Below are 20,365 nucleotides of genomic sequence, written 5' to 3' on the forward strand. Positions count from 1 at the left end.
GGATTTGTCGCAGAGTTGGGAATTTCGGAAATTGTGGGATTTTTGGCTTCTGTTGTTGGGGAATTTTTCGTTTTTGTCTGGGTCGGAGTTGCTGTGGAATTGGGAATTTCGGAAATTGTGGGATTTTTGGTTTCAACTACGGAAGATTTTTCGTTTTTTGTGTCAGCCGGAGTTGTCACGAAATTGGGAATTTCGGAAATTGTGGGATTTTTGGTTTCAACTACGGGGGATTCTTCTAATTTTATTTCAGTCGGATTTGTGGCGCAGTTGCAAATCTCGGAAACAGTCGAGTTTTTGGTTTCGGTTACTGGGGAATTCTCGATTTTTGTCTCAGTCGGAGTTGTTATGGAATTCGGAATTTCGGAAATTGCGGTTTTTTTGGTTTCAACTACGGGAGATGTTTCTGTTTTTGTTTCAACAGGATTTGTTATGGAAGCAGTATCTACTTTTTTTTCTGCTAATTTAGTCTCGGTTTCGGGTGTGGCGTCAGCTATTAATTTTTGCTCTTTGTCTGGTATGCTGGAATCTAAGAGGTTATCTAAGCTAGTTTGAGCTGTTTTGTCTGTTTGGCAAATACTAGATTCGGAAGGAATGTTGTTGTGAGTGGCTGGCTGGGCTTTATCACCTGTTATTGTGTCTGTTTTTGAGGTGGATGTTTGTGGGTTTTCAGCGATGCTGTTGATTGTTGGCGTTGAATTTTTGTTAAGGATGAAGCTGTCTATGTCTGCTTTTGTAGCAACTTTTTCTGGGCTTTTGTCGAGGGTTGGGGTGTTTTCTGATAATAGTTGAAGGCTGGAGTTTGTGGATGACTTTTCTTGCGTTGCTATGATGTTTGTCGGAGCGAGTGCAGCAGAATTATTGGTGTATTTGTTTGGTTGCAGATTTTCTGCAATGTCGGGAATGATGGAGGTGTTGATGGTTAGTTTTGGAGTAGATGCTTCGATTTCTAACATGATTTAATTCCTTTCTTGACTGTGAAAGTGGCTAAAAAATGCTGGATTTGAGGATGTTAATTTTTGAAATTTTGCAAGCGAATCGAGTCGATGCCATGCTAGAGTTTTCGCCTTTGATGCTGAGGATATAAGATGTGATATCCACAGGTAAAAACCTACCAGTATGGCTGACAAAAATTTGATGGATACAAATGAATTAGTTTTTATTATCTCTGTGATAAGCAGATGATATCTATCAGATTATCAATAACTTTTATCGATCGCAAGGGGTTTCTGGCATCTTTATCAAAACTTTAATTTACCTTCTGCACTTTGAAGTGTTGCACTACGAATTTTCGGCTGTTGAGAGCGATCGCCCAAATGAACCTCCACATCCGTTGTATAATAAGTCCTCTGACTTGTTGGTGAAAATACGAAGAAGCCGATCGCACAGTCAAGCCTTTATAAACTAGGTTGTACAGTCTTGGACGCAGGCACACTATATAAAGCGTGGTGCAATTCTGAATAATTACTAACGACCAATAATTGATGACTTCGCCTAAGTGAAGCCTAATATATGCCAAAATACGGACGAAATGTGCTATTTCTAGAAGACGAAACCAGCCTTGACGAAATTTAAAGTCCCATGTTGAATGCGAACGGGAGTATATTGGCAGACAATCGATCGCCCGCATCGCAGTGGGCCGCGGCAGCTTTAGGGCTGCCCGAAGTGCAGGTACAAGCGCGGTTGCGCGGAAATCACCTGCATATTTTGTGCGAAGCGCCAGCGTGTCCGTCTCAGGAATTGGTGACGGCGAGATTTAAGGGCGCGATCGAACAAACTGATTTAACGCGACTACTCCCCGATGGAGCTAAAATTTACCAGTTATTTCTGTGCGGCCGCAAACTTGGTTCCCGCCAAAATGATTGGACAGTCCGGCTCGATTGCAGCGGTAAACAGCGACAGCCACAGCCACAGCCACCGGAACCGGAACCGCAACTAAAGGTTTCCGAAGTGCCGCCACCAGCAAGTCCCCCCGAGAACCCACCGCCAGCAAGTCCTAAAGGCGGCGGATTCTTCCGCAAATTTAAAAATGAAAACCGCAACTTCAAACTGAAATCAGAATCCGTAGAAACCCCGGCCCAACCGCCACAGGTGCGGGAAGAAATGGATTTTGACAGCCAAAGTTTCCCCCTTAAGAACCGGATTGAATACCCAGAAGTGTTTGAAACTTCCCCAGTGACGATCGACACCGCAGGAGGGCGGGAAACTTTCAGTCCCCCCGCAGCAGGGCCAGCACCGCAAAGAGGGGCGCAGCAGCAGGTAAGTCGCGGCGCGGTGGCTTTGATTCAATCCCCCGAAACAGACTCGGATGAGGGCGATGGCGGTGGCACATTGACTGTTTCGCCGGAAACTTTGGCGCGCCGGGGCTATCCAGATGCGATCGCCAGCTATCTCAGCGAAATCCTCGGGCCGATGGGAGTTTCGGTGAAAGTCAGCATTCGCGAAAAAGAAGTCAAAAACAGCGGAGAAACCTCGGACGCAACTGCGCCGCCAACTCTCAAGTCCCAGGAGCGCAGGCTGCTGGTGCTGTGCGAGTCAGCTTACAGCCCCGATCCCTCCTTGCTCGCAGAGCCGATCGCCAGCAGGTTGCGGAAACTGCAACTAGAGGATGTAGTCGAAGCCGCCATCGGCAGCCAAGTCAGAGGCGAAGCGAAGCCGGACTGGGTGCTGCGAGTAGATTTGACGCCACCGGACACAATTCTCAAAGAATGGGCTCGCTGGGGAGATGTGGCTGCGATCGCCAAGCTGCTCAACCAACACTTGGCGGCATCGAAAATCGAAGTGCGGGCTACCCTCAAAGAAGCCACGCTGCACCTGTTTTGCAGCAAAACTGCCAAAAAAGGACAAAAACCCAAACGGCAAGAATACCCCGACAAGCAGCAAACCACAGAGGCGATCGCCCCTTTGCTAGCCTCCTTTGCGCCCCAAGGCATCCGCGCCGCGACGATCTACGGCGTAGAACCAACCAGCGACAGCAAAACCGAGCCGGAGTCGCCGGTGTGGATCGACTGGGTAGATTTGCCCGCAGCCCACCACCCCGACTTGGCCGCCAGCCCAAGAATCTTGGCAGCCGAAGGCGACCAATTAGCCTTGACTTTTTTGCTCAACAGGTTGCTCAATCCAAATCTGGGCCGCAAGCTGGAAACCGGAGGGATTCGAGCTGTGGCCCTCCACAAAAACGAAGTGCTGCACGTGATGACAGAAGCTCTGACTTGCCCTGCTCAGTCGAAGGTAGGGCCGTCGGTGGCAAAATTCTTGCGGCAGTTACAAATTCCGGGAGTGACAGGAGTGCGAGTCTACGGGCGCCGCGCCGGCCAGAAACTTCCCCTGTGGCGCTACGGTATCGACTTGAGAACGGCGGTGGATGGGGCATCAACGCCAATACCTGCACCGGCTCCGTCGCAACAAACTGTGTTGTCCAAGGAATCGGTGCCGGAGTTTGCGCCGTCGGTGACGGATGGGAGTTTTTCGGGTTTGGGCGAGAATTTGGTGTTCGATGCTCCAGCGCCCAACTCCTGGCGGCCCGGCTTCAAAATCCGACTCCCGGGACATAAGCTGGGCGAGCAGTTAGTTCAGGCTGCGGTGCAGCCGCTTGTGGCTTCGGGTTTGTTTGTTCCCAATGAGGGTTTGTCAACGAATGCTGCGGCGCCCGGTGGCGTGAGAGCCGATCGCGCCGCGGGCATGGCTTTGATTTGGGCGATCGCCGGCTGTCTGCTAGTTTTTAATACCGATTGGCTCCTAGGTCTATTTTTGCAATCAGCAGCGGTCAGTCAAGCTCCTAGTCTTTCTGAAGTTTGCACTGACCAAAAATGTCAAAATCCTTCCTCCACTCCTTTACCAGACGTTCAGAGCTCCGTAGCGACTCCCGCATCCCCGCAGCCGGATGCCTCTTCTGAAGAGCTAAATTTACCTCAAATTCCGTTGGAGCCAAATCCGTCGGCTCTCAGGGAAGCGGCTTTTAACGGCTCTGGGTTTACAAAACCCGGCAATACTAGCGTTCCTGTGGCTGATGTTTCTGCTGCTGGGGCCTTCCCGACTTTGAGGAGCGAGCAGCTAGACGAGCAGATTGCGCGCTACCAAGCGTACATCCGCCAGCACAAACAACCGCCGGATATCCTGATTGTCGGCAGTTCGAGGGCGCTGCGGGGCATCGACCCGGAGGTTTTGGAAAAGGCTTTGGCCGCTGGGGGCTATCCGGGCCTCAAAGCCTACAATTTTGGGGTGAACGGCGCTACTCTACAAGTGGTAGATTCGATCGTGCGCCGGATTTTGCCACCGCAACAATTGCCGAAATTGCTGGTTTTGGCCGACGGGGCGAGAGCTCTCAACAGCGGGCGCCCGGATTTGACTTTTAGCGCGATCGCTTCTTCCGAAGGTTACAGACAATTGGCCCGCGGCAGTTTTCTGATCCGCACCAATCAATTAGAATCCCCAACATCGAAGGAAACCGCTAACAATCCGGTAGCGACTGCTAGTGAATTAGTGCACAATTTAGCAGAAAATCAAGCGCAAGTTCAGCAATTGCTGAATCAAAAGTTGGTGGATAGTTCTGCAATTTACAAAAAGCGATCTCGGCTCAAAGGGTTTTTGCGATCGCTCGCCAATCCATCAGCCCCTGTCGCAACCGAGGGCGCCCAAACCGCGGGCGCGGATAAACAAACAACAGAAGACGCCCAGCCAACTGGTGCGGGTAAAGCACCCAGCGATTTTCAACCAAACGGCTTTTTGCCGATCGACATCCGCTTCAGTCCCGATACTTACTTTCAGAAACACGCCAAAGTATCTGGATATTACGACTCCGACTATCAAGATTTTAAATTGATAGGGGAACAAACCGTAGCACTCAAAAATCTGATCGAATTTACCAAAGTTCGCAACATCAATCTCGTGTTTGTGAATATGCCCCTCACCGAAGATTATTTAGATCCGGTGCGGACAGGTTACGAACAAGAATTCCGCCAATATATGCAACAACTAGCAGCGCAAACCAAACTAATTTTCCGAGATAATAGTTTATTGTGGCCCCAAGCGCGGGAATCTTTTTCCGACCCCAGCCACCTCAACCGTTACGGTGCAGTTGCAGTTTCTAAGCGGTTGGCTCAAGATCCGATGATTCCCTGGCCTGTGAAGAAGTAACAGATTATTTATCAGGATAGGGATAGTCGGCTACTGCGCATCTAGATTGTCTGTTATGTTCGAGGGAGAGCAAAAGAAGTAGTCCAAGACGCACGCAGATATCAGAAACCGGGTTTCTACCAAGATTTCTGGTTTCTCAACACAAAATTCGCGTAGAAACCCGGTTTCTAGCGTCCAAGCGCGCTAGCCATGAAAGCTTCCGAAGAATTGTTAGAAGTTACATGATTTAACTATTGTTGTAAAAACGGCTTCAGCAATATTTCTGATTCTCATTGAATATCGTGTGCGATCGATTAACCACAATTAAATTTGTTTTTATTATCGCAATCTACCGAACAGGATCTAACTCACAACTCGTGCGACGCGAATCTATCAAAACTATTCTTTCCTGCGACTGGATACTGAACATGAAAAGATTAATTTTTTTTGAAAATAGCAGAAAAAAACTGAGTAAAAATCATTCCAAAAAGCTGCCTTTGATATTTTTTATATTATCTCTAGCATTTTTCTTATTTAGTTTGTATAAAAGTTTATTCTTACCTTTTGCTTTATCAGCTCCGTCCAGCAGCGAACAGCAACCTTTACAACCCTTTGAACAAGTTGTCAAAGACGCAAAAAAGTTGGAGGGATTGTTTACCCTTTACCGCAATCCAGCAACCAATAAAGTTTATCTCGAAATTAAACCGCAACAACTAGACAAAAAATTTCTGTGTTTTGTGACATTAGCCTCGGGTTTGGGCGAAGGCGGCATTCTGAGCGGATTGCCTTTCGGAGATTTCTTATTTCAACTGAGGCGCGTCCAGAATAATGTGCAGTTTGTCATACCGAATATTAATTTTCGCACCAGTGCGGGCGATCCGCAAGCGGGTTCGGTAGAAAGGGCATTTAGCGAGTCGATTCTCTATTCTTTGCCACTCAAAAGCATTCATCCGCAAACACAAACTCTGCTGATCGACTTAGGCGATTTGCTGATGAGCGAAAAGCGCGATTTACCCGGTTTAAAAGCAATCTTTCCGAGGATTTTGGGCGCGGCTTACTCGATAGATGAAGACAAATCTTATTTTAAAGACGTGAAAGCGTTTCCGCTGAATGTTGAAATTGCTTCTATTTACGGTTTTTCCAGTGATAATGACAGTGCAGTTACCTATTTACCTTCGGTTCCTGACAGTCGGGCTTTTAACCTCCGCATTCACTACAGTTTCTCGGAAGTGCCGCTGAATAATGGCTACCGCCCCAGACTTGCAGACGAGCGAGTCGGCTATTTTCTCACAGCATATAAGGACTTTTCTGACAAAAGCGGCCGCGAGCCTTTTGTGCGCTATATCAATCGCTGGCATTTGCAAAAGCAAATCCCCACGGCGCCGATGTCGCCTCCGCTGGTGCCGATCGTGTTTTGGATTGAAAATAATGTGCCTGTGGAATACCGAAATGCCATTCGCGAGGGCATTTTGGAGTGGAATAAAGCTTTTGAAAAAGCTGGTTTTACTGAGGCTATTCAAGTCAAACAAATGCCGGACAATGCTAAATGGGACCCGGCGGATGTCCGCTACAATACTATTAGGTGGTCGAGTTCGTTTGAACCGGAATTTGCCGGAATTGGGCCTTCTCGCACTAACCCGCTGACTGGGGAAATTCTGGATGCTGATATTTTGTTGGATGCAAATATTGTCCGGCAAATTAAGCAGGGCTATCGGTCTTTGGTGGAACAAAATCGATCGCTAGCAAGGAGCTTTCAAGGGCGCAACGGCTCTAATACCAATCCCTGTCAGTTCGGGATATATTCTCGCTATTTGAACGTGCTGGAAAATGCGGATTTAGTCCAAGTCAACGGCGACAATTCTCAAGCTGCCATTGCTGGCGATTTGCCGACTTTGGTAGAACGATATCAAGCGCAAAAGCGCTCGCCTTTAGATCGGTTGATGTCGAGTTCGGATATGTGTTTTGGGTTGGAATCGAGCCGCCAGTTTGCGATCGGCGCAATGTCGATGGATCTGTTGGAAAATGCCGCGCCTAGCAGTGGAGTAATTGAAAATTATGTTAATGATTATATCCGATTTTTGACGGCGCACGAAGTCGGTCACACTCTTGGTTTGAGGCACAATTTTCATGGAAGTACGATGCTGCAACCGGAGGATTTGAACAATACTCAGCTAACTCGCACGCAAGGTATGGTGGCCTCGGTGATGGATTACCTGCCGATTAATTTGGCACCTCCAGGAACTGTACAGGGCGATTATTATCCACAGATTGTAGGGCCTTATGACGATTGGGCGATCGAGTACGGTTACAAAGTTCTTGGCGGCGCCAACCCCAACAGCGACTTACCAGCGCTGCAACAAATTGCCAGCGGCGCGGGGGAACCGCAATTAGCTTATGCGCCGGATGAGGATACTGTTGACAATCTCGATCCCGCTGCCAACAGCTTCGATCTCAGCGGTAATATGCTTAAATACTCGCAGTGGCAAATGGATAATGCTAGGGCGATGTGGCAGCGTTTGTCCAAGCGCGTTCCGGTTGGGGAGAATGGTTATAACGAACTGCGGGTGATGTTTGATTCGGTGTTCGGCTATTATATGAATCAGGTGATGAATACTACTTTGTACGTAGGCGGGCAGTCGTTTAGTCGGAGTCGCCCTGGTGATAGCAATGGGAAGTTACCGTTTGTGCCGATCGCCCTGGGGCAGCAACGAGAAGCTTTGGCTACACTGGACAAGTACGTATTTGCAAGCGATGCGTTTAGTTTTGCGCCAGAATTGCTCAACAAATTAGCGCCTGCACGCTGGGAGCACTGGGGAAGTCCGGCTTTGGTGTTTCCTCTAGATTACCCGATCGGCGATCGAATTACTTTTATGCAGCGATTTGTACTGCGACTTTTGCTATCTCCCGTGCGACTGACGAGGCTGCGGGATGCGGAGTTAAAATCAGCGCCGGAAAGCGCTTTGAGGTTGCCAGAATTGTTCGATACTTTACAAAAGGATATTTGGAAAGAGGTTTTGCAGCCAGAAAAGAAGATGCAAATTTCGACTTTTCGGCGATCGTTACAGCGAGAACATTTGGCAATTTTAATCGGAATGGTGCTGCGAAAAACCAGTGCACCTGAGGATGCGCGGACTCTGGCTTGGTACGAGTTGCGGCAGTTGCGGGAGGGTTTGAGCAAGAGTATTCGCAATCTGGACAAGAATGCGGATACTTATACGCGGGCTCATTTGGAGGAAACGCGCGATCGAATTTCTAAGGTTTTGAACGCACAGATTCAGTCGAACTAATATATGTGTCCAGAAACCGGGTTTTTACGAAAATATTTCGTTAGAGGATCGCAAATTTGCTAAAAACCCGGTTTCTGAGAATCTCAGTAAAGTTAGAATAATAAGGAGGAGATTATCCAATGGCAACCGCAAATCAATCCCTAGACCAATGGCGTGAAATGTTGGAGAAAATTCTCCAATACTATGCGGATCTTCCTTATACTTATGGGGATGTGATTACGTATTTGGTGGTCAGTCGCGATCGCAATCATTTTATGCTGATACATGAAGGTTGGGAAAATCATCTGCGAGTTCATGGTACTGTGGTTCACGCCGAAATCCGCAATGACAAAATCTGGATTCATTATGATGGGATTGAAGATGGCATCACTGACGAACTCGTCGCTGCTGGCGTGCCCAAAGATTGCATTGTGCTTGCTTTTCATCCACCGGAAGTTCGAGGGTATACTGGATATGCGATCGCCTAACCTCTGCGGAACTCGTGTCGTAGACGATAGATAAACATAACAGCCCTTATGCCCGCCAAAGACTTTTATCACGATACTGTCTGCACCGCCTTGATCAAAGACGGTTGGACAATTACTGACGATCCTTTCAAGCTTAGAGTTGGAGGACGTTCAGTCTACGTTGATTTGGGTGCAAAAAAGCTCTTCGCAGCCGAGAAGCAAGGGCGCAAAATTGCCGTTGAAATCAAAAGCTTCCTCGACCCATCACTTGTCAGCGAGTTAGAAAAGGCACTCGGTCAATACGATTTATACTATCTGATTATGGAGGATGAAGATCCAGAACGAGTCCTTTACCTAGCAATCGCCCAAACCGTATTTGCAGGTTTTTTCTCAGAAGAGATATGTCAAATGGTACTTCGTAAAAAGAGCATTAACCTGATTATTTTCGATTCAGAAACAGAGGAGATTGTTCAATGGATAGACTAAAATTTTATCAAGATACAGTTGAGAAAATTCTCAAAGATCATGCTGCTATCTCTTATAGTCATGGCGACATTCAGCAATATGTCATCATTGATGCCGAGCGGACTCATTTTCTACTCTTCAATGAAGGTTGGGATCGTAAAAAGCGCGTTCACGGTTGCGTCACCCATGTCCAAATTATCGGGGACAAAATTTGGATTCACTATGACGGCATCGAAGATGGCATCACGGTTGAACTCGTCGCGGCTGGTGTACCAAAAGACCACATTGTTCTGGCTTTCCATCCACCGGAAGTTCGAGAATATACTGGATATGCGATCGCATAGTTTCTCGTCTTAACCAAGATTCAAGTCAGCATCAGCTTGATAGCGCACATTCACGATCGCACCTGCTGTCTTGCTGCTTTAGCTGCAATCAGTTTGTTGTACAAAGCTGGATCGCTGGTTTGTAGAGGTTGAGGCATGGCATCAAATGCAGCTTCTTCGGTGGCTAAGTAAGCATCGATTTCAGCGCGGTTGGCTAGATAAAAGGCGATCGCCCCATAAACTTGTTCCAGTGTCAGTAGTGGGAAAGACTGAACAATACTTTCTGGCGATAGTCCTTGTTGGAAAGCATAGGCGATCGAGTCAAGAGAAATCCGAGTTCCTTCAACCCAATAAGCATCATTCTGATACTCTATGTAAGTTTTAACTGCTACAACTGGCATACATCTTTTGGGATTTTAACTACTTATTATTGTAGGCGGAATTTTAGCGATCGGGCTTTCACCTTTTTACTGCCCCCGTCCTGGTTTGCAATCTACGAAACCTAATGCTTCTGTGCCCTTGAAAACTGGCGATCGAAATGGCGATCCAAAGATCGAAATGGCGATCGGATCTTCAATTTCGGCAGCACGCGCGATCGGAGGCGCTTTAATTCGTTCTGGTAAGCGTCTCTTTCATGACTTCGGCATCAGCAGGAGAAAGTTGTTCTTGAAGTTTGGCTTGCATGACATTCACCTTTCATTAATAGGCGGAATAGAAGCGTCTCCTCGGCGATCGTACAAACTCTGATAATCTTGCCAGGTTTGAGGTAAGCGTATTACAGAAGCCGCACCCCATTGAATTTTTTATGGTGAGATGAGGGCAAGCATAATCTAAGCTCACTTTTGCAGCCATTGATTTTAATGATAACAAGAGTCGTGTGGGCGATCGCTCCTAATTTTTAGCCAAAATTTGCGCTACCATAATAAATTAATCTGCCATAGGAATTGGGGGAGGGTAGCTAGATGGTTAGCTGGATTCTAGAAGATGGTGTATTTGGCTGCTCTATGGCTCCACTTGCAACGGAGATTCGCAAGCAAGGACACAATGTTAAGATTGTTGACTATACCAGAGGCATCACAGACTATCAACGCTTCTTTCCCCAAACAGAGTGTGTCATCTTCTATGGATCACTCTATATAGCTGAACAAATTATCAGTTGGGATTTGTCTTGGACACCAGGAATTATCGGGACTATTGAACATTATCATTGCACAGCCTATTATCCTCATCTTAAACCTTGGCTGTTGAATGCAGGGGGTTATATTTTGCCACTATCAGAGTTGTCTTCCTCTGTGGTTGAAAAGCCTAAATTTCTTTTCAATCTTGAGGAGAGCAAACATTTGTTTATCCGTCCCAACAGTCCACTTAAACCTTTTGCAGGTAGTCTGTATTCTCCTAGAGAATTGAGGGACTTAGACAGTTTTATGAAACGCCATTACCTCGAAGATCCGAACATTTTGGTGGTAGTTGCACCGGAACAGTCCATTGAAGCAGAATGGCGAGTGATTATTGCCCAAGGGCAAATATTGTGTGCTTCTCAATATCGGCAGATTGAGAAACCTTACTATCAATCTGGAATGCCTGAGATTGTGCGACAAGTAGCCGAAGCGGTGGCGCAACAACAATGGCAGCCCGACCCAATTTGGGTTCTAGATATCTGTTGTTCTGGTAATTTGGCTTACGTTCTAGAGATTAATTTTCTATCGTGTTCAGCCTTGTATGAGTGTGATTTGAGCTTAGTTGTGAGAGAAGCATCAGAAGCGGCCTGCAAGCGGTGGGTCGAGAAGCAGCAAGGGATATAATATTTTGCACCTGGCGATCGAACGTCAAAATTACCCGTTGCTCAATCGATCGAAACTCACACCGCGATATAATTCTGCGATCGCCACTTCGACCTCAATACTCTGTAAAGTATTATTTGTAGGCTAGGCGTAGGCAGGAAGTGGCTCATAAACGAGTTGCATAAGTTTTTCTGAGGGAACGGTTTCCATTGCATAGGTATTACCTTGAGCATCGGCAAAATCTACTAGATAAGCGCGATCGTCAAAGCTCATCAGAATAGTGCCAACTTGTCCGGGCCGGAGCAAAATTGGCCCAGAGGTTTCTTTGTGGGTTGCCTGAATTTCTGCGGTCAAGGCAACAACATCATACTCGTGTAATGTCATTATAGTATCCTCACTTATTAAGCTGACAATATTGCCGTGCCATCTCGATAAAGTGCATCAGCTAAATTGCGATCGTTAGTATGAGTTCTTGAGGATTAAACAATTGACGTTTGGAGGCATTGAGAAATTCGATGCTAACTGGTTCCTCAGTTTCGTCATAACTGACAATCACGCCTCCAGGTTCAGAGATAGCATTGACTGGAAACGCATCACGGAAGATAAAAATCAGAATGTCTGCTTCTGCATCGTATTTAACTTTCATTGGGATTCTCCGCCGCGAAAGCAAACACCGCTTGGATAGATTCAGCATTAAGCGTTGGGTAGTTTTCGAGAACTTGTTGCTGCGTCCAACCTTCTGAAAATAGACCTAGAACGAACTCCACTGATATTCGTGTCCCCTTAATTACACGCTTGCCAAGCAGAATTTTAGGATTTGAGTGAATGTGTGCTTTCCAGTTCATAACCAGTTCGCCTCGATCGGGTTTTCATCTATTATAGGTATAGTTAAAATTCTAAAATTTATTTATGACCGCAGCAATATCTATTGACATTGGTACGCTCATTACACGCACTCCCGGACTGCATGGCGGATGTCCCCACATCGTCGGTAAAGGCGTTACCGTTCGTCGGATTGTAACCTGGTACAAGCGAGGATTGACTGCTGAAGAGATTTGCGATCGCATTTCTCATCTCACCCTCGCCGAAGTCTACGCCGCATTAACTTACTATCATGCCAACACCACGGAAATTGAAACTGATTTGATCCATCAAGCAGCAGAAGCCAAGCGTCTAGAAGCTTTGTACAGCAACTTTGGTAAAGAAGCATGAGTGAGATAATAGGTGAAGAAACATCATGCTTTGTAAACATCTTTCCGATGTTTGCATTGTAATAGGAGAATGATTAGTTCTTCATCGCCGATTTCATAACGAACGCGATAATCACCGATCCGAATACGGTACTCATTGTCAGCACCTTTCAGCTTGACTACCCCATCTGGGCGCGGGTTTTCGGCAAGTTGCAAAATCTTGACAGCGATACGATCGCAGACATCATTGGGCAGGGCATCTAGCTGCTTTTGCACAGTTTTAGGCGTCAGGATGGTGTAAGTCATGTGGATTTATTTGCCCGCCCGGCCATGTATCGATCGAAAGTTGTGTAATCTCCAGCTTTGTAGTCAGCACGGGCCGCTTGAATTTCGGCAATGTCTTCGGGAGAATCATCTTCATCCGGGAATAATTCAGATTCCAAAAATTCCCATATTTTGTATCTTTCAGCAATTCCCAGCGATGAAATAGCTTCCAGCAGTGATTGGAATGAGATGTCTACTTTCACGGTATTCTCAGCCATCAGAACTTTCCTCCAGTTTTAATTTTACACGCGGGTGGCTACCATAGTCAGCATTTAGTTTAATGATTTCTTTCCTGTTCATTTACTCTTTTTTTAACCGCAGATTCAAGCCAATTAACGCAGATTAACGCGGATGGGAGAATGACTACCGCCATTTTACCACAAACAAAACCCGCAAGGTGCGGGCTTCATTTTGACAATTGCAATTTAACAGAAGACTACATCACAACTGCACTAATTAAAGTGTGCACATTGTGGACAACAGCAGTAGTAAAGTGATGAGTTGCAGGCAAACTATCAACCACAATTCCAGCGCACAATAGCATCAGGTACAGAATAGAGTATTTGAAGAGCGATCGCGAAACAGTCTTATCTTCAGGAGTCTGCAACAGCAACCAAGCCTTTTGGGCAAAAATAGCACCGAGGAAAATAGCTGTTCCCGCATACACCGGGCCCGCTAAATTCAGCGGATAAACAAACAGCAAAGTTGCTGGAAGCATCAATAACGTGTAAATCCAAATTTGGCGGGCTGTCTCTTCGTCACCCTCAATTACCGGCAACATCGGCACGCCTACTTCCTTGTATTCGTCGCGAATCATCATTGCTAAGGCCCAAAAATGCGGCGGTGTCCACAGGAAGATAATCCCAAACAGCAGCCACGCACCCCAACTCAAATCTCCCGTCACCGCAGCCCACCCAACTAGCGGCGGAATCGCCCCTGCTGCACCGCCAATGACGATGTTTTGGACGCTGTGGCGCTTCAGCCAGTGGGTGTAAATTAGGACGTAGAAAACTATGCCCGACATTGCTAGCAAGGCTGCTAATAAGTTGGCGACAACTGTCAGCAATGTAAAGGAGATTGTAGCTAGGGCGATCGCAAATATCAAAGCATCCCGTTTCTTGACGCGCCCGGAAGGAATCGGCCGCCAGCGGGTGCGCTCCATAATATAATCGATGTCGCTGTCGTAAATGCAATTAATCGTATTCGCCGACGCGGAAGCTAAAGCGCCTCCTGCGATCGTTGACACCAACAATAGCGGATCGACTTCTCCTTTGGCGGCCATCCACATTCCTGCTGATGTGGTGATTAACAACAGTAAAATAATCCTCGGTTTTGTGAGTTGATAGTAACTTTTCACCACTTGCGAAAAGTTTTCGTGGAGGCGAGGGGTATTGTTTGTAAGAACTTCTTGCATTGTTATTAATTATTGGTTGTTAGTTGTCACTTGTTGTCATTTCTTATTGGGCTGTAGGCGCGGGTTTTACGAGAGATATTTGCTGTAGGTAAAAGCATTAATAAACGCGCCCCTCTTAGTCGGCGTCCGGCGGACGCAAGTTTGACTCGCTTTGCGGTTTCAACCGCCGATTAATCTGTGTAGTAGCGGTTTCAACCGCCGAATCATCAACGCGCCCCTCTCAAGCTGATAAAACTCGATCGCGCCACGACAAAATACTAAAAGCTAGCAGAGTTCCCAGCAAGGCTGCACCGACTGCTTGGTGGGCGACTGTCAGCGGTTCTACCTGAAGATGCAGCCGGAAGGTTGCTAATCCCAAAACTAATTGAGCAATCAGACAAACACTTGCTAAATTTCCTAATTTTCGCAAGCTTGAATCGAGTGCTGGTTGCCGCCAAGCCATGACTGCTACTGCTAAAGTTGCTGCGGTAGCCGGTACTATACCGGCGATGTGGCTGTTCATTACCGAACACAATTCTGACGAACCCAAACATTGATGCAGCGCCCATCTGGAGCCGACTAATGCTCCTAGTAAGCTTTGCAGATAAACTAGCAGTGCTGCGATCGAACTTACCCATGCTAATTTCCCTGTATTGCCCGTAGCTTCGTAGGGAGTCAGCATAAAACCGATCGCTAATACGGCGCAAAAAAACAATAAAGCCGTTCCCAAGTGAGCGGTAACGATGTCAAATCGCAGCAGTTGCGTTACGGTGAGGCCGCCCAATACGCCTTGAAAAACGATTAGAAATAGTGCGCCGGCGCTGGCGAGGGGCAGCCAGGAAGGCAGGCGGCTGCGGTAGAAGACAGAAAGTGCTAAAAGGGCGATCGCGCTTAAGCCAATTGCTGCTGCATCCAAACGGTGGAACCACTCCAGAAATACCTGCAAATTCATTTGCGCTGCGGGTATTAATTGACCGTAGCACAGCGGCCAGTCGGGGCAAGCGAGCCCCGCATTCATCACGCGCGTGGCGCTGCCTACTGCCATCAACAGCCAGGTTGCGATCGCAATTTTCCACACTAGGCCGCGGATAATATCTTTTGGCTGCCACTGCACTCCTGCTGCTGCGTTTGCCCCATTTAAAACTGAGTTTGCCATGAACTTTACCTTAGCCTTTGTTATCGATCGAGCTTAATTAAATTTTAAGGTTATGCTGAGACTGAGCTTAGCCGAGCTTAACACTATTTTTGTCTGGCAATCTGTCATACTTACTACCTTAGCTACTCTTTTATCCAATTAGTTTGTTTTTAGCTATTTTTCAACTTTCCTCCTTATATTACAAAACATTTCATTTATTGTGTCAACCTTAAAAAAAGTTTAATCTTTCACCCAATCTTTTAATGATACACAGCTCCCCACAGTCGATCTTTCGGTCAAAAATAAAGATATAATTAAGAAAGACATTTAAGAAAATAATTGTGATATGTACCGCTCAAAAGTGTTTATAAAAAACTAAATACCATAAAAAACCTAGAAAATAGGATTGATAACGAACTATCTTTAGCTGATTGTTCTAGGGAAATCTCAGTTTTGTTCGTGCTGATGACATCCCCACACTTTTTTCAAGTGATAGTGGATTCAGCAAGAAACCCCAGCCTTAAGAGTTTTTTATTTTTCAATTCCCGTTAAATAATCCTGATTTAGGAATGACAATTAAATAACTTAAGCAACGTTTGCTGGTTAGCAGGCTCTTCCTCGTAATGCAGATAGGCGAGGAAGAGCCTCTCTTTATCTCACGGCTTTTGGAGAGAGGTGAGTGTGGCAGATGTTTAAGTTATTAACTTTTCCTTCTTTAGTTTGCAGTCAAGACTTCAGTCGTGATAAAATCAGAAGATTGAAGTCTTGACTGCAAACAAATAGTATCAGTTATTTCATTTTTTATCCTTAGCAAGACCAGGCCAATTTCGATCGCCCTTAGCAACATTCCCAGAAACATCTTTCTCCCAACCCCACTGTACCGCAGAATTGTAGTTGAGATAAAGTTTGCCATTCTCAATTTTCCAAGCATTGGGATCGGTAGCAGCAGTGTAACCTTGACTGACAGCCCAAGCACAAAAACCGCCGTATTGAGGCGCGTATTTCTCAGGATTTTTAGCAAATAAATCCCGATTTTGAGCGCTAGCAAATTGCCAAGTAGTATTGCCCCATTTGTAAGCAAATTCTGGATTGCCTTTAACAGGTTTGTTTTGAGTAAAATAAGCTACGGGGTCTGTACCTCGAATCGCTACTCCCCCTTCGCTGTAAAATACCTTGGGAAGTGCTTTGTCAGCTTTGATTGTAGTGGGGTTCGTTGGAGGCGCTGCTTGATTTTTAACTGGATTTGGGCTGGCAGGTGGTGTCGCTGCGGTGTTAGGAGTTGCGGTGTTGCTGTTTGATTTGTCGCAGCTAGTGGCTAATCCTAAAGTTATAACACAAGCAGCAAAAACGGTTGCAAAATAACTTATTTTCATTTTACCTGTGCGAGATTCTTTTGCTACTATTTTTGATACAAACCTATGGTTTAAATGACTCTAAACAATAGGTTTCATCTGCTATTTATAGAGTTATAGGTGTGGAACGCGAACCCTAATACTGATGACTAATTACTGCTTCTAGGCCATTTGCCAACCCATTGACCGCCCCGAAACCGCCACCGAGGAAACAGCAGCCGCATCATCACCCAGGAAGAAATGTAAACAGATACCCAAACTAAAGTGTAGTGTTGAATAAAGGTTGGGATATCAAAAACTTCTTTGTCAATGTATGGCAATCCAAAGATTTTGACTATAAAACCGAGAAATACTGCTTCGACAATCCCAGCAAAAAATTGAAATACACCAGGCCAATCTCCATCCCACATAAATTTTTGCAAAAAATTGTATAGGACATCCCAACCTAATCCTAAAAGTCCCACATAGAATAATACCCAAAAGTAAATTGGGCTTTCTTTAGTTCCTAAGTAACCTAAGAAGAATGGTAAGGAAGCTAAAACTCCAACGGTAGCTAAAAGAAATATCCGAGTTTGCCAGCGGCCAAATAGTGTCGGGGTCATAACTGGTAATTGGTAATTGGTAATTGGTAATCTTGCCAGAAGAGCGAAGTCGAAGGGTAGTAATTGGTAATTAAGACTTTCTCCGTTTTGTTTGAATATCCATCCGTTAAATCTATTATAGAATCCGTTGCCAAACTTGATTAGGGCGATTGATTCGTTGCCCATTTCAGCCACTGCCACAAGGAGCCAATGCCTTCGAGATGGTGAATTTTGGGAGCTTTGGCTCTTGCCAAACCTTCGGCTGAACGGTGGGCGGCATATTGCAATCCCAAAAACGTGTCAACTGGTGCGTAAGGCCCTCCCAGAGTCATCACTCCAGCAGCATAAATTCGAGCTTTATCGTTCCGCATTTCTACTATTTCAAAATCGTTGGCAACGTGAAGTCTGCCAAAGGGATTGAGCAGTAAATTATAGTGAGTGATTAAATCATCTAACAAAGGATTGTCTTTGGGTTTAGCTTCTAAACCAGTGGAGTCGATAATAAAATCGGCTTGGATTGTTTCTATTCCTTCATAATTACCGCTTTTGATGTAGGTGATTAATTTGCCAGCAACGCGCTCTACTTTCTCTACTTGACCGAATTTAATGGTGTACCATCCTGCTTGGATTCCTTGATTAACTAGGTGACGCCAATCTTGGCGGCTGGCGGTAGTTGTACCGCCTAAAGCTGTTAGTATTTCATACCTTCCTTGGGGAGTGGCTGCTTCTAAAATGGTGCGCATATGGCCGCCCCAAGTGCCTTTTGGCCAGTTGTAGGGTTGGAATTCCCACTGATTTTCTACGTATCGCTGGGCCAAACCGAATTTGTTGCCTTGGGGTTTGGGCGATCGCATTAAGTTGATAATGTTAATCTGCTTGTTCTGCTGGCGAATTTCATTCAGTCGCTGCAAGATTCTAGAGGCAACAATTCCCCGGCCGCGCACAATGACTATACCGCCTTGGCGGGCTAGCTGTTGGTAAACGTGTTCGTGTTCTTCGTAAGCGTTTACTACTGATTTAAAATCTCCGGTTTTGGCGCGGTATTCTTGCAAGTCGGGCAGGAATCTAATTGCTGGGTATCCGGTGGCTAGGTGGATGTATTTGGCTATTAAAAATCGGTGTTCGCTGCTGGAATTTGGTGTGGGTACTGAGTAGGCGATCGCATATCTGCCGTCGTCGGTTTTGCGGATGCCTCGAACGCGGCCGTAACGCAGAATTTCGTTCCAACCGATGCGTTTTGCTTCTCTGTCCATTGAGGCAAAAACGTTTTGAATTTGCGGCGTGTAGGTGTCGGCAAATACGGGTTCGGAAAACACTTGCCACAGGTGTTTTAATCCCGAACTAATTTGACCGGAACCGAGTTTTGTTGCAGCTTCTCGCAGCGCGTATCCGGGCCAGCCCCAAATATTGTCTGGACAGGAATCGGAACCGGAGCGAATTCTTTCGTGGGGTGGGATTTGGGAGTTGCGGCAGAGTCTTTGATAGCGTCCGTAGGGCTTGGTTTCTAAGCTGATGACTGTAATTTGTTCGCGGGGAACTCCGCAAGTTCTGATCGTATCTACCCAGACAAATGTTCCCATACCACCGCCAATTCCTGCGTAGGTTGTTTCTTCTACTTGCTTGCCGGTGGCGTACAGTTGTTGGACGGATACTCGATCGGCTGCAAATATCTCTGGCGGTGGAAAAGAAGTTAAATTATGAGGAGTTTGAGGAATTTGAGGTATTTGTGTTTGCAGGACATCGGTATCTGGATTGAAAGGTATGCTGGGGCTTGGGGGGGAATGTTGTTGTGCTTGGGCCTGTTGGGAACTTAGAACTTGAGTATTTGGGCTGAAAATAATTGTGGATTCTGGGCCGAGATTTGGTGTGGGTGGTGCTAAGAGTACGATCGCCAGACTGTAGGGCCCTATTTGGATGGTATCTCCGCTAGCTATGGGTGTGGTAGCGCCCTGAATTTTTTTGCCGTTGATAAATGTACCGTTAGCACTGCGATCGGCGATCGACATTTGACCGCCAACTAATGAGATTAATGCGTGAAATCGCGAAATTGCTTCACTGCTGAATACAGCCCGCGCCACTTGCTGCCCGTCAATACTGTTGGGCATTTGACCGATTTCCCGCCCTAATGCTAGAGGAACCTTAAAAACGGGCTGCCTCATTTCTCCCGTAACTGGATCTTCCCAAGTCAGTTGAATTTGCATAACCTTCCTCACAACAACAACAACAATTCCACTACCTGCACCCGATCGCACATTCTGACATTTTTACACTTAACAATTTACACTTTCTGCTGATAGCTATCAGTGATTCGTAATTCTCAAACCTAAAATTTTAAATGGTATTGCCCTTGCATTCATCATTATCTCAACACTTCCGATTCTCCTGCTTGTATTCCTTTGCCACAGTGCGGACAAAAAAGACCGAGATAGTCATGGGCCAAAATGTGACCTGTCGGACATTTTATGCCGTAAACTACCTGAGCAGAAGGCTGGTTTCTTTGCTGTTGCTGTTGCTCGATCGCCCTTATTTTTAAAACTATTGTTCCCAGTTGAATCTGACTGCCAACTTTGAGAGGAGCTTCTGCCTCCTGGATTGTTTTACCGTCAACAATTACCGGGTTGCGTTTTGCCAGTAACTGTTCCCGCGTCAGGTTTCGCGCCCAGAATTCATTAGTGCTGGTGTTGAGAAATATTTCAACGTGCAAGCGAGACAAAGTTCTGTCTGTCTCACTTAGTACCAGATCGCACTGGTCTCGATCGCGGCCGATGCGAATAGTACCTCGGTGCTTAGTGGCTTGTGCAGAAGTGAAGGTTTGCGATCGCTCCTGATTTCCTTCATTCCATGCCAGAGTTAATTTATACATAGTTACCTGCCAAAATGACATCGGGCTTCGGACTTGGGCATATTATACTGCTGAGTGCGTCGCAGTTCATCTAAGATTCATCAAAAAATGTAAAAATATAATTAGATTACTTT

21 protein-coding genes are annotated in these 20,365 nt (G+C 46.1%); 8 read left to right on the top strand and 13 right to left on the bottom strand.

The features are described from left to right. Nucleotides 1-953, bottom strand: a 953-nt coding sequence (locus QT974_RS02520; protein ID WP_333466954.1) for a hypothetical protein, incomplete at its 3' end; no start/stop codon positions are given. A gap of 625 nt (nt 954-1,578) precedes the next feature. On the opposite strand from QT974_RS02520, the gene QT974_RS02525 reads away from it, so the two are divergent. The 5 genes from QT974_RS02525 to QT974_RS02545 all read left to right on the top strand — a co-directional run bounded on the left by QT974_RS02525 (nt 1,579) and on the right by QT974_RS02545 (nt 9,654). Continuing rightward, nucleotides 1,579-5,133, top strand: coding sequence for a hypothetical protein (locus QT974_RS02525; protein ID WP_333466955.1), 3,555 nt, complete (start codon nt 1,579-1,581; stop codon nt 5,131-5,133). Nucleotides 5,134-5,540: 407 nt separating this feature from the next. Continuing rightward, complete coding sequence (locus QT974_RS02530; protein ID WP_333466956.1) at nt 5,541-8,399, top strand: zinc-dependent metalloprotease; 2,859 nt, start codon at nt 5,541-5,543, stop codon at nt 8,397-8,399. A gap of 119 nt (nt 8,400-8,518) precedes the next feature. Next, nucleotides 8,519-8,866 carry a XisI protein gene (locus tag QT974_RS02535; protein ID WP_333466957.1) on the top strand — a complete coding sequence of 116 codons (348 nt, stop codon included), beginning with the start codon at nt 8,519-8,521 and terminating at the stop codon, nt 8,864-8,866. A gap of 48 nt (nt 8,867-8,914) precedes the next feature. Then, on the top strand, nt 8,915-9,331 hold the full coding sequence (locus QT974_RS02540) for an element excision factor XisH family protein (RefSeq protein WP_333466958.1): 417 nt from the start codon (nt 8,915-8,917) through the stop codon (nt 9,329-9,331). After that, entirely contained in the window at nt 9,319-9,654 is a 336-nt protein-coding gene (locus tag QT974_RS02545; protein WP_333466959.1) for a XisI protein, read from the top strand. Before QT974_RS02540 ends, QT974_RS02545 begins: the two co-directional genes overlap by 13 nt. A 50-nt stretch (nt 9,655-9,704) precedes the next feature. Here the strand turns inward: QT974_RS02545 and QT974_RS02550 are convergent, their stop codons facing one another. After that, complete coding sequence (locus QT974_RS02550) at nt 9,705-10,034, bottom strand: DUF433 domain-containing protein (protein ID WP_333466960.1); 330 nt, start codon at nt 10,032-10,034, stop codon at nt 9,705-9,707. Between the two features lie 112 nt (nt 10,035-10,146). On the opposite strand from QT974_RS02550, the gene QT974_RS02555 reads away from it, so the two are divergent. Next, nucleotides 10,147-10,380 carry a hypothetical protein gene (locus tag QT974_RS02555; protein ID WP_333466961.1) on the top strand — a complete coding sequence of 78 codons (234 nt, stop codon included), beginning with the start codon at nt 10,147-10,149 and terminating at the stop codon, nt 10,378-10,380. Nucleotides 10,381-10,595: 215 nt separating this feature from the next. Beyond that, a complete protein-coding gene (locus QT974_RS02560) occupies nt 10,596-11,435 on the top strand; it encodes an ATP-grasp domain-containing protein (protein ID WP_333466962.1) in 840 nt (279 codons plus the stop codon). Nucleotides 11,436-11,558: 123 nt separating this feature from the next. On the opposite strand, the gene QT974_RS02565 is transcribed toward QT974_RS02560, so the two are convergent. From QT974_RS02565 to QT974_RS02575, 3 genes are all read right to left on the bottom strand, one after another. After that, entirely contained in the window at nt 11,559-11,798 is a 240-nt protein-coding gene (locus QT974_RS02565) for a DUF4926 domain-containing protein (RefSeq protein ID WP_333466963.1), read from the bottom strand. 61 nt (nt 11,799-11,859) lie between these two features. Continuing rightward, nucleotides 11,860-12,060: a DUF2283 domain-containing protein gene (locus QT974_RS02570; protein ID WP_333466964.1), complete on the bottom strand. Its 201-nt coding sequence runs from the start codon at nt 12,058-12,060 to the stop codon at nt 11,860-11,862. Next, nucleotides 12,050-12,259: a DUF433 domain-containing protein gene (locus QT974_RS02575; RefSeq protein ID WP_333466965.1), complete on the bottom strand. Its 210-nt coding sequence runs from the start codon at nt 12,257-12,259 to the stop codon at nt 12,050-12,052. Before QT974_RS02575 ends, QT974_RS02570 begins: the two co-directional genes overlap by 11 nt. A 64-nt stretch (nt 12,260-12,323) precedes the next feature. Here QT974_RS02575 and QT974_RS02580 point away from each other — a divergent pair, with 64 nt between their 5' ends. Then, nucleotides 12,324-12,626 carry a DUF433 domain-containing protein gene (locus tag QT974_RS02580; protein ID WP_333466966.1) on the top strand — a complete coding sequence of 101 codons (303 nt, stop codon included), beginning with the start codon at nt 12,324-12,326 and terminating at the stop codon, nt 12,624-12,626. A 23-nt stretch (nt 12,627-12,649) separates the two neighbouring features. Here the strand turns inward: QT974_RS02580 and QT974_RS02585 are convergent, their stop codons facing one another. The 8 genes from QT974_RS02585 to QT974_RS02620 all read right to left on the bottom strand — a co-directional run bounded on the left by QT974_RS02585 (nt 12,650) and on the right by QT974_RS02620 (nt 20,252). Beyond that, nucleotides 12,650-12,910 (bottom strand): type II toxin-antitoxin system RelE family toxin, encoded by a 261-nt coding sequence (locus tag QT974_RS02585; protein WP_333466967.1) that lies wholly within the window; start codon nt 12,908-12,910, stop codon nt 12,650-12,652. Next, nucleotides 12,907-13,146: a hypothetical protein gene (locus tag QT974_RS02590; protein WP_333466968.1), complete on the bottom strand. Its 240-nt coding sequence runs from the start codon at nt 13,144-13,146 to the stop codon at nt 12,907-12,909. The genes QT974_RS02585 and QT974_RS02590 overlap by 4 nt, the downstream gene beginning before the upstream one ends. Nucleotides 13,147-13,364: 218 nt before the next feature. Next, nucleotides 13,365-14,342 carry a heme o synthase gene (locus QT974_RS02595; protein ID WP_333466969.1) on the bottom strand — a complete coding sequence of 326 codons (978 nt, stop codon included), beginning with the start codon at nt 14,340-14,342 and terminating at the stop codon, nt 13,365-13,367. A gap of 220 nt (nt 14,343-14,562) precedes the next feature. After that, nucleotides 14,563-15,477, bottom strand: a complete 915-nt coding sequence (locus QT974_RS02600; RefSeq protein ID WP_333466970.1) for a COX15/CtaA family protein — start codon at nt 15,475-15,477, stop codon at nt 14,563-14,565. Nucleotides 15,478-16,250: 773 nt separating this feature from the next. Continuing rightward, complete coding sequence (locus QT974_RS02605; protein ID WP_333466971.1) at nt 16,251-16,829, bottom strand: YHS domain-containing (seleno)protein; 579 nt, start codon at nt 16,827-16,829, stop codon at nt 16,251-16,253. Between the two features lie 128 nt (nt 16,830-16,957). Next, nucleotides 16,958-17,410: a hypothetical protein gene (locus QT974_RS02610; RefSeq protein ID WP_333466972.1), complete on the bottom strand. Its 453-nt coding sequence runs from the start codon at nt 17,408-17,410 to the stop codon at nt 16,958-16,960. A gap of 140 nt (nt 17,411-17,550) precedes the next feature. Beyond that, nucleotides 17,551-19,590: an FHA domain-containing protein gene (locus tag QT974_RS02615; RefSeq protein WP_333466973.1), complete on the bottom strand. Its 2,040-nt coding sequence runs from the start codon at nt 19,588-19,590 to the stop codon at nt 17,551-17,553. Nucleotides 19,591-19,748: 158 nt separating this feature from the next. Further along, nucleotides 19,749-20,252 carry an FHA domain-containing protein gene (locus QT974_RS02620; protein ID WP_333466974.1) on the bottom strand — a complete coding sequence of 168 codons (504 nt, stop codon included), beginning with the start codon at nt 20,250-20,252 and terminating at the stop codon, nt 19,749-19,751. Between the last annotated feature and the right edge of the window lie 113 nt (nt 20,253-20,365).

Origin of the sequence: Microcoleus sp. BM001215392 (assembly GCF_036700185.1) — a bacterium.
Taxonomy (GTDB): domain Bacteria; phylum Cyanobacteriota; class Cyanobacteriia; order Cyanobacteriales; family Microcoleaceae; genus Microcoleus.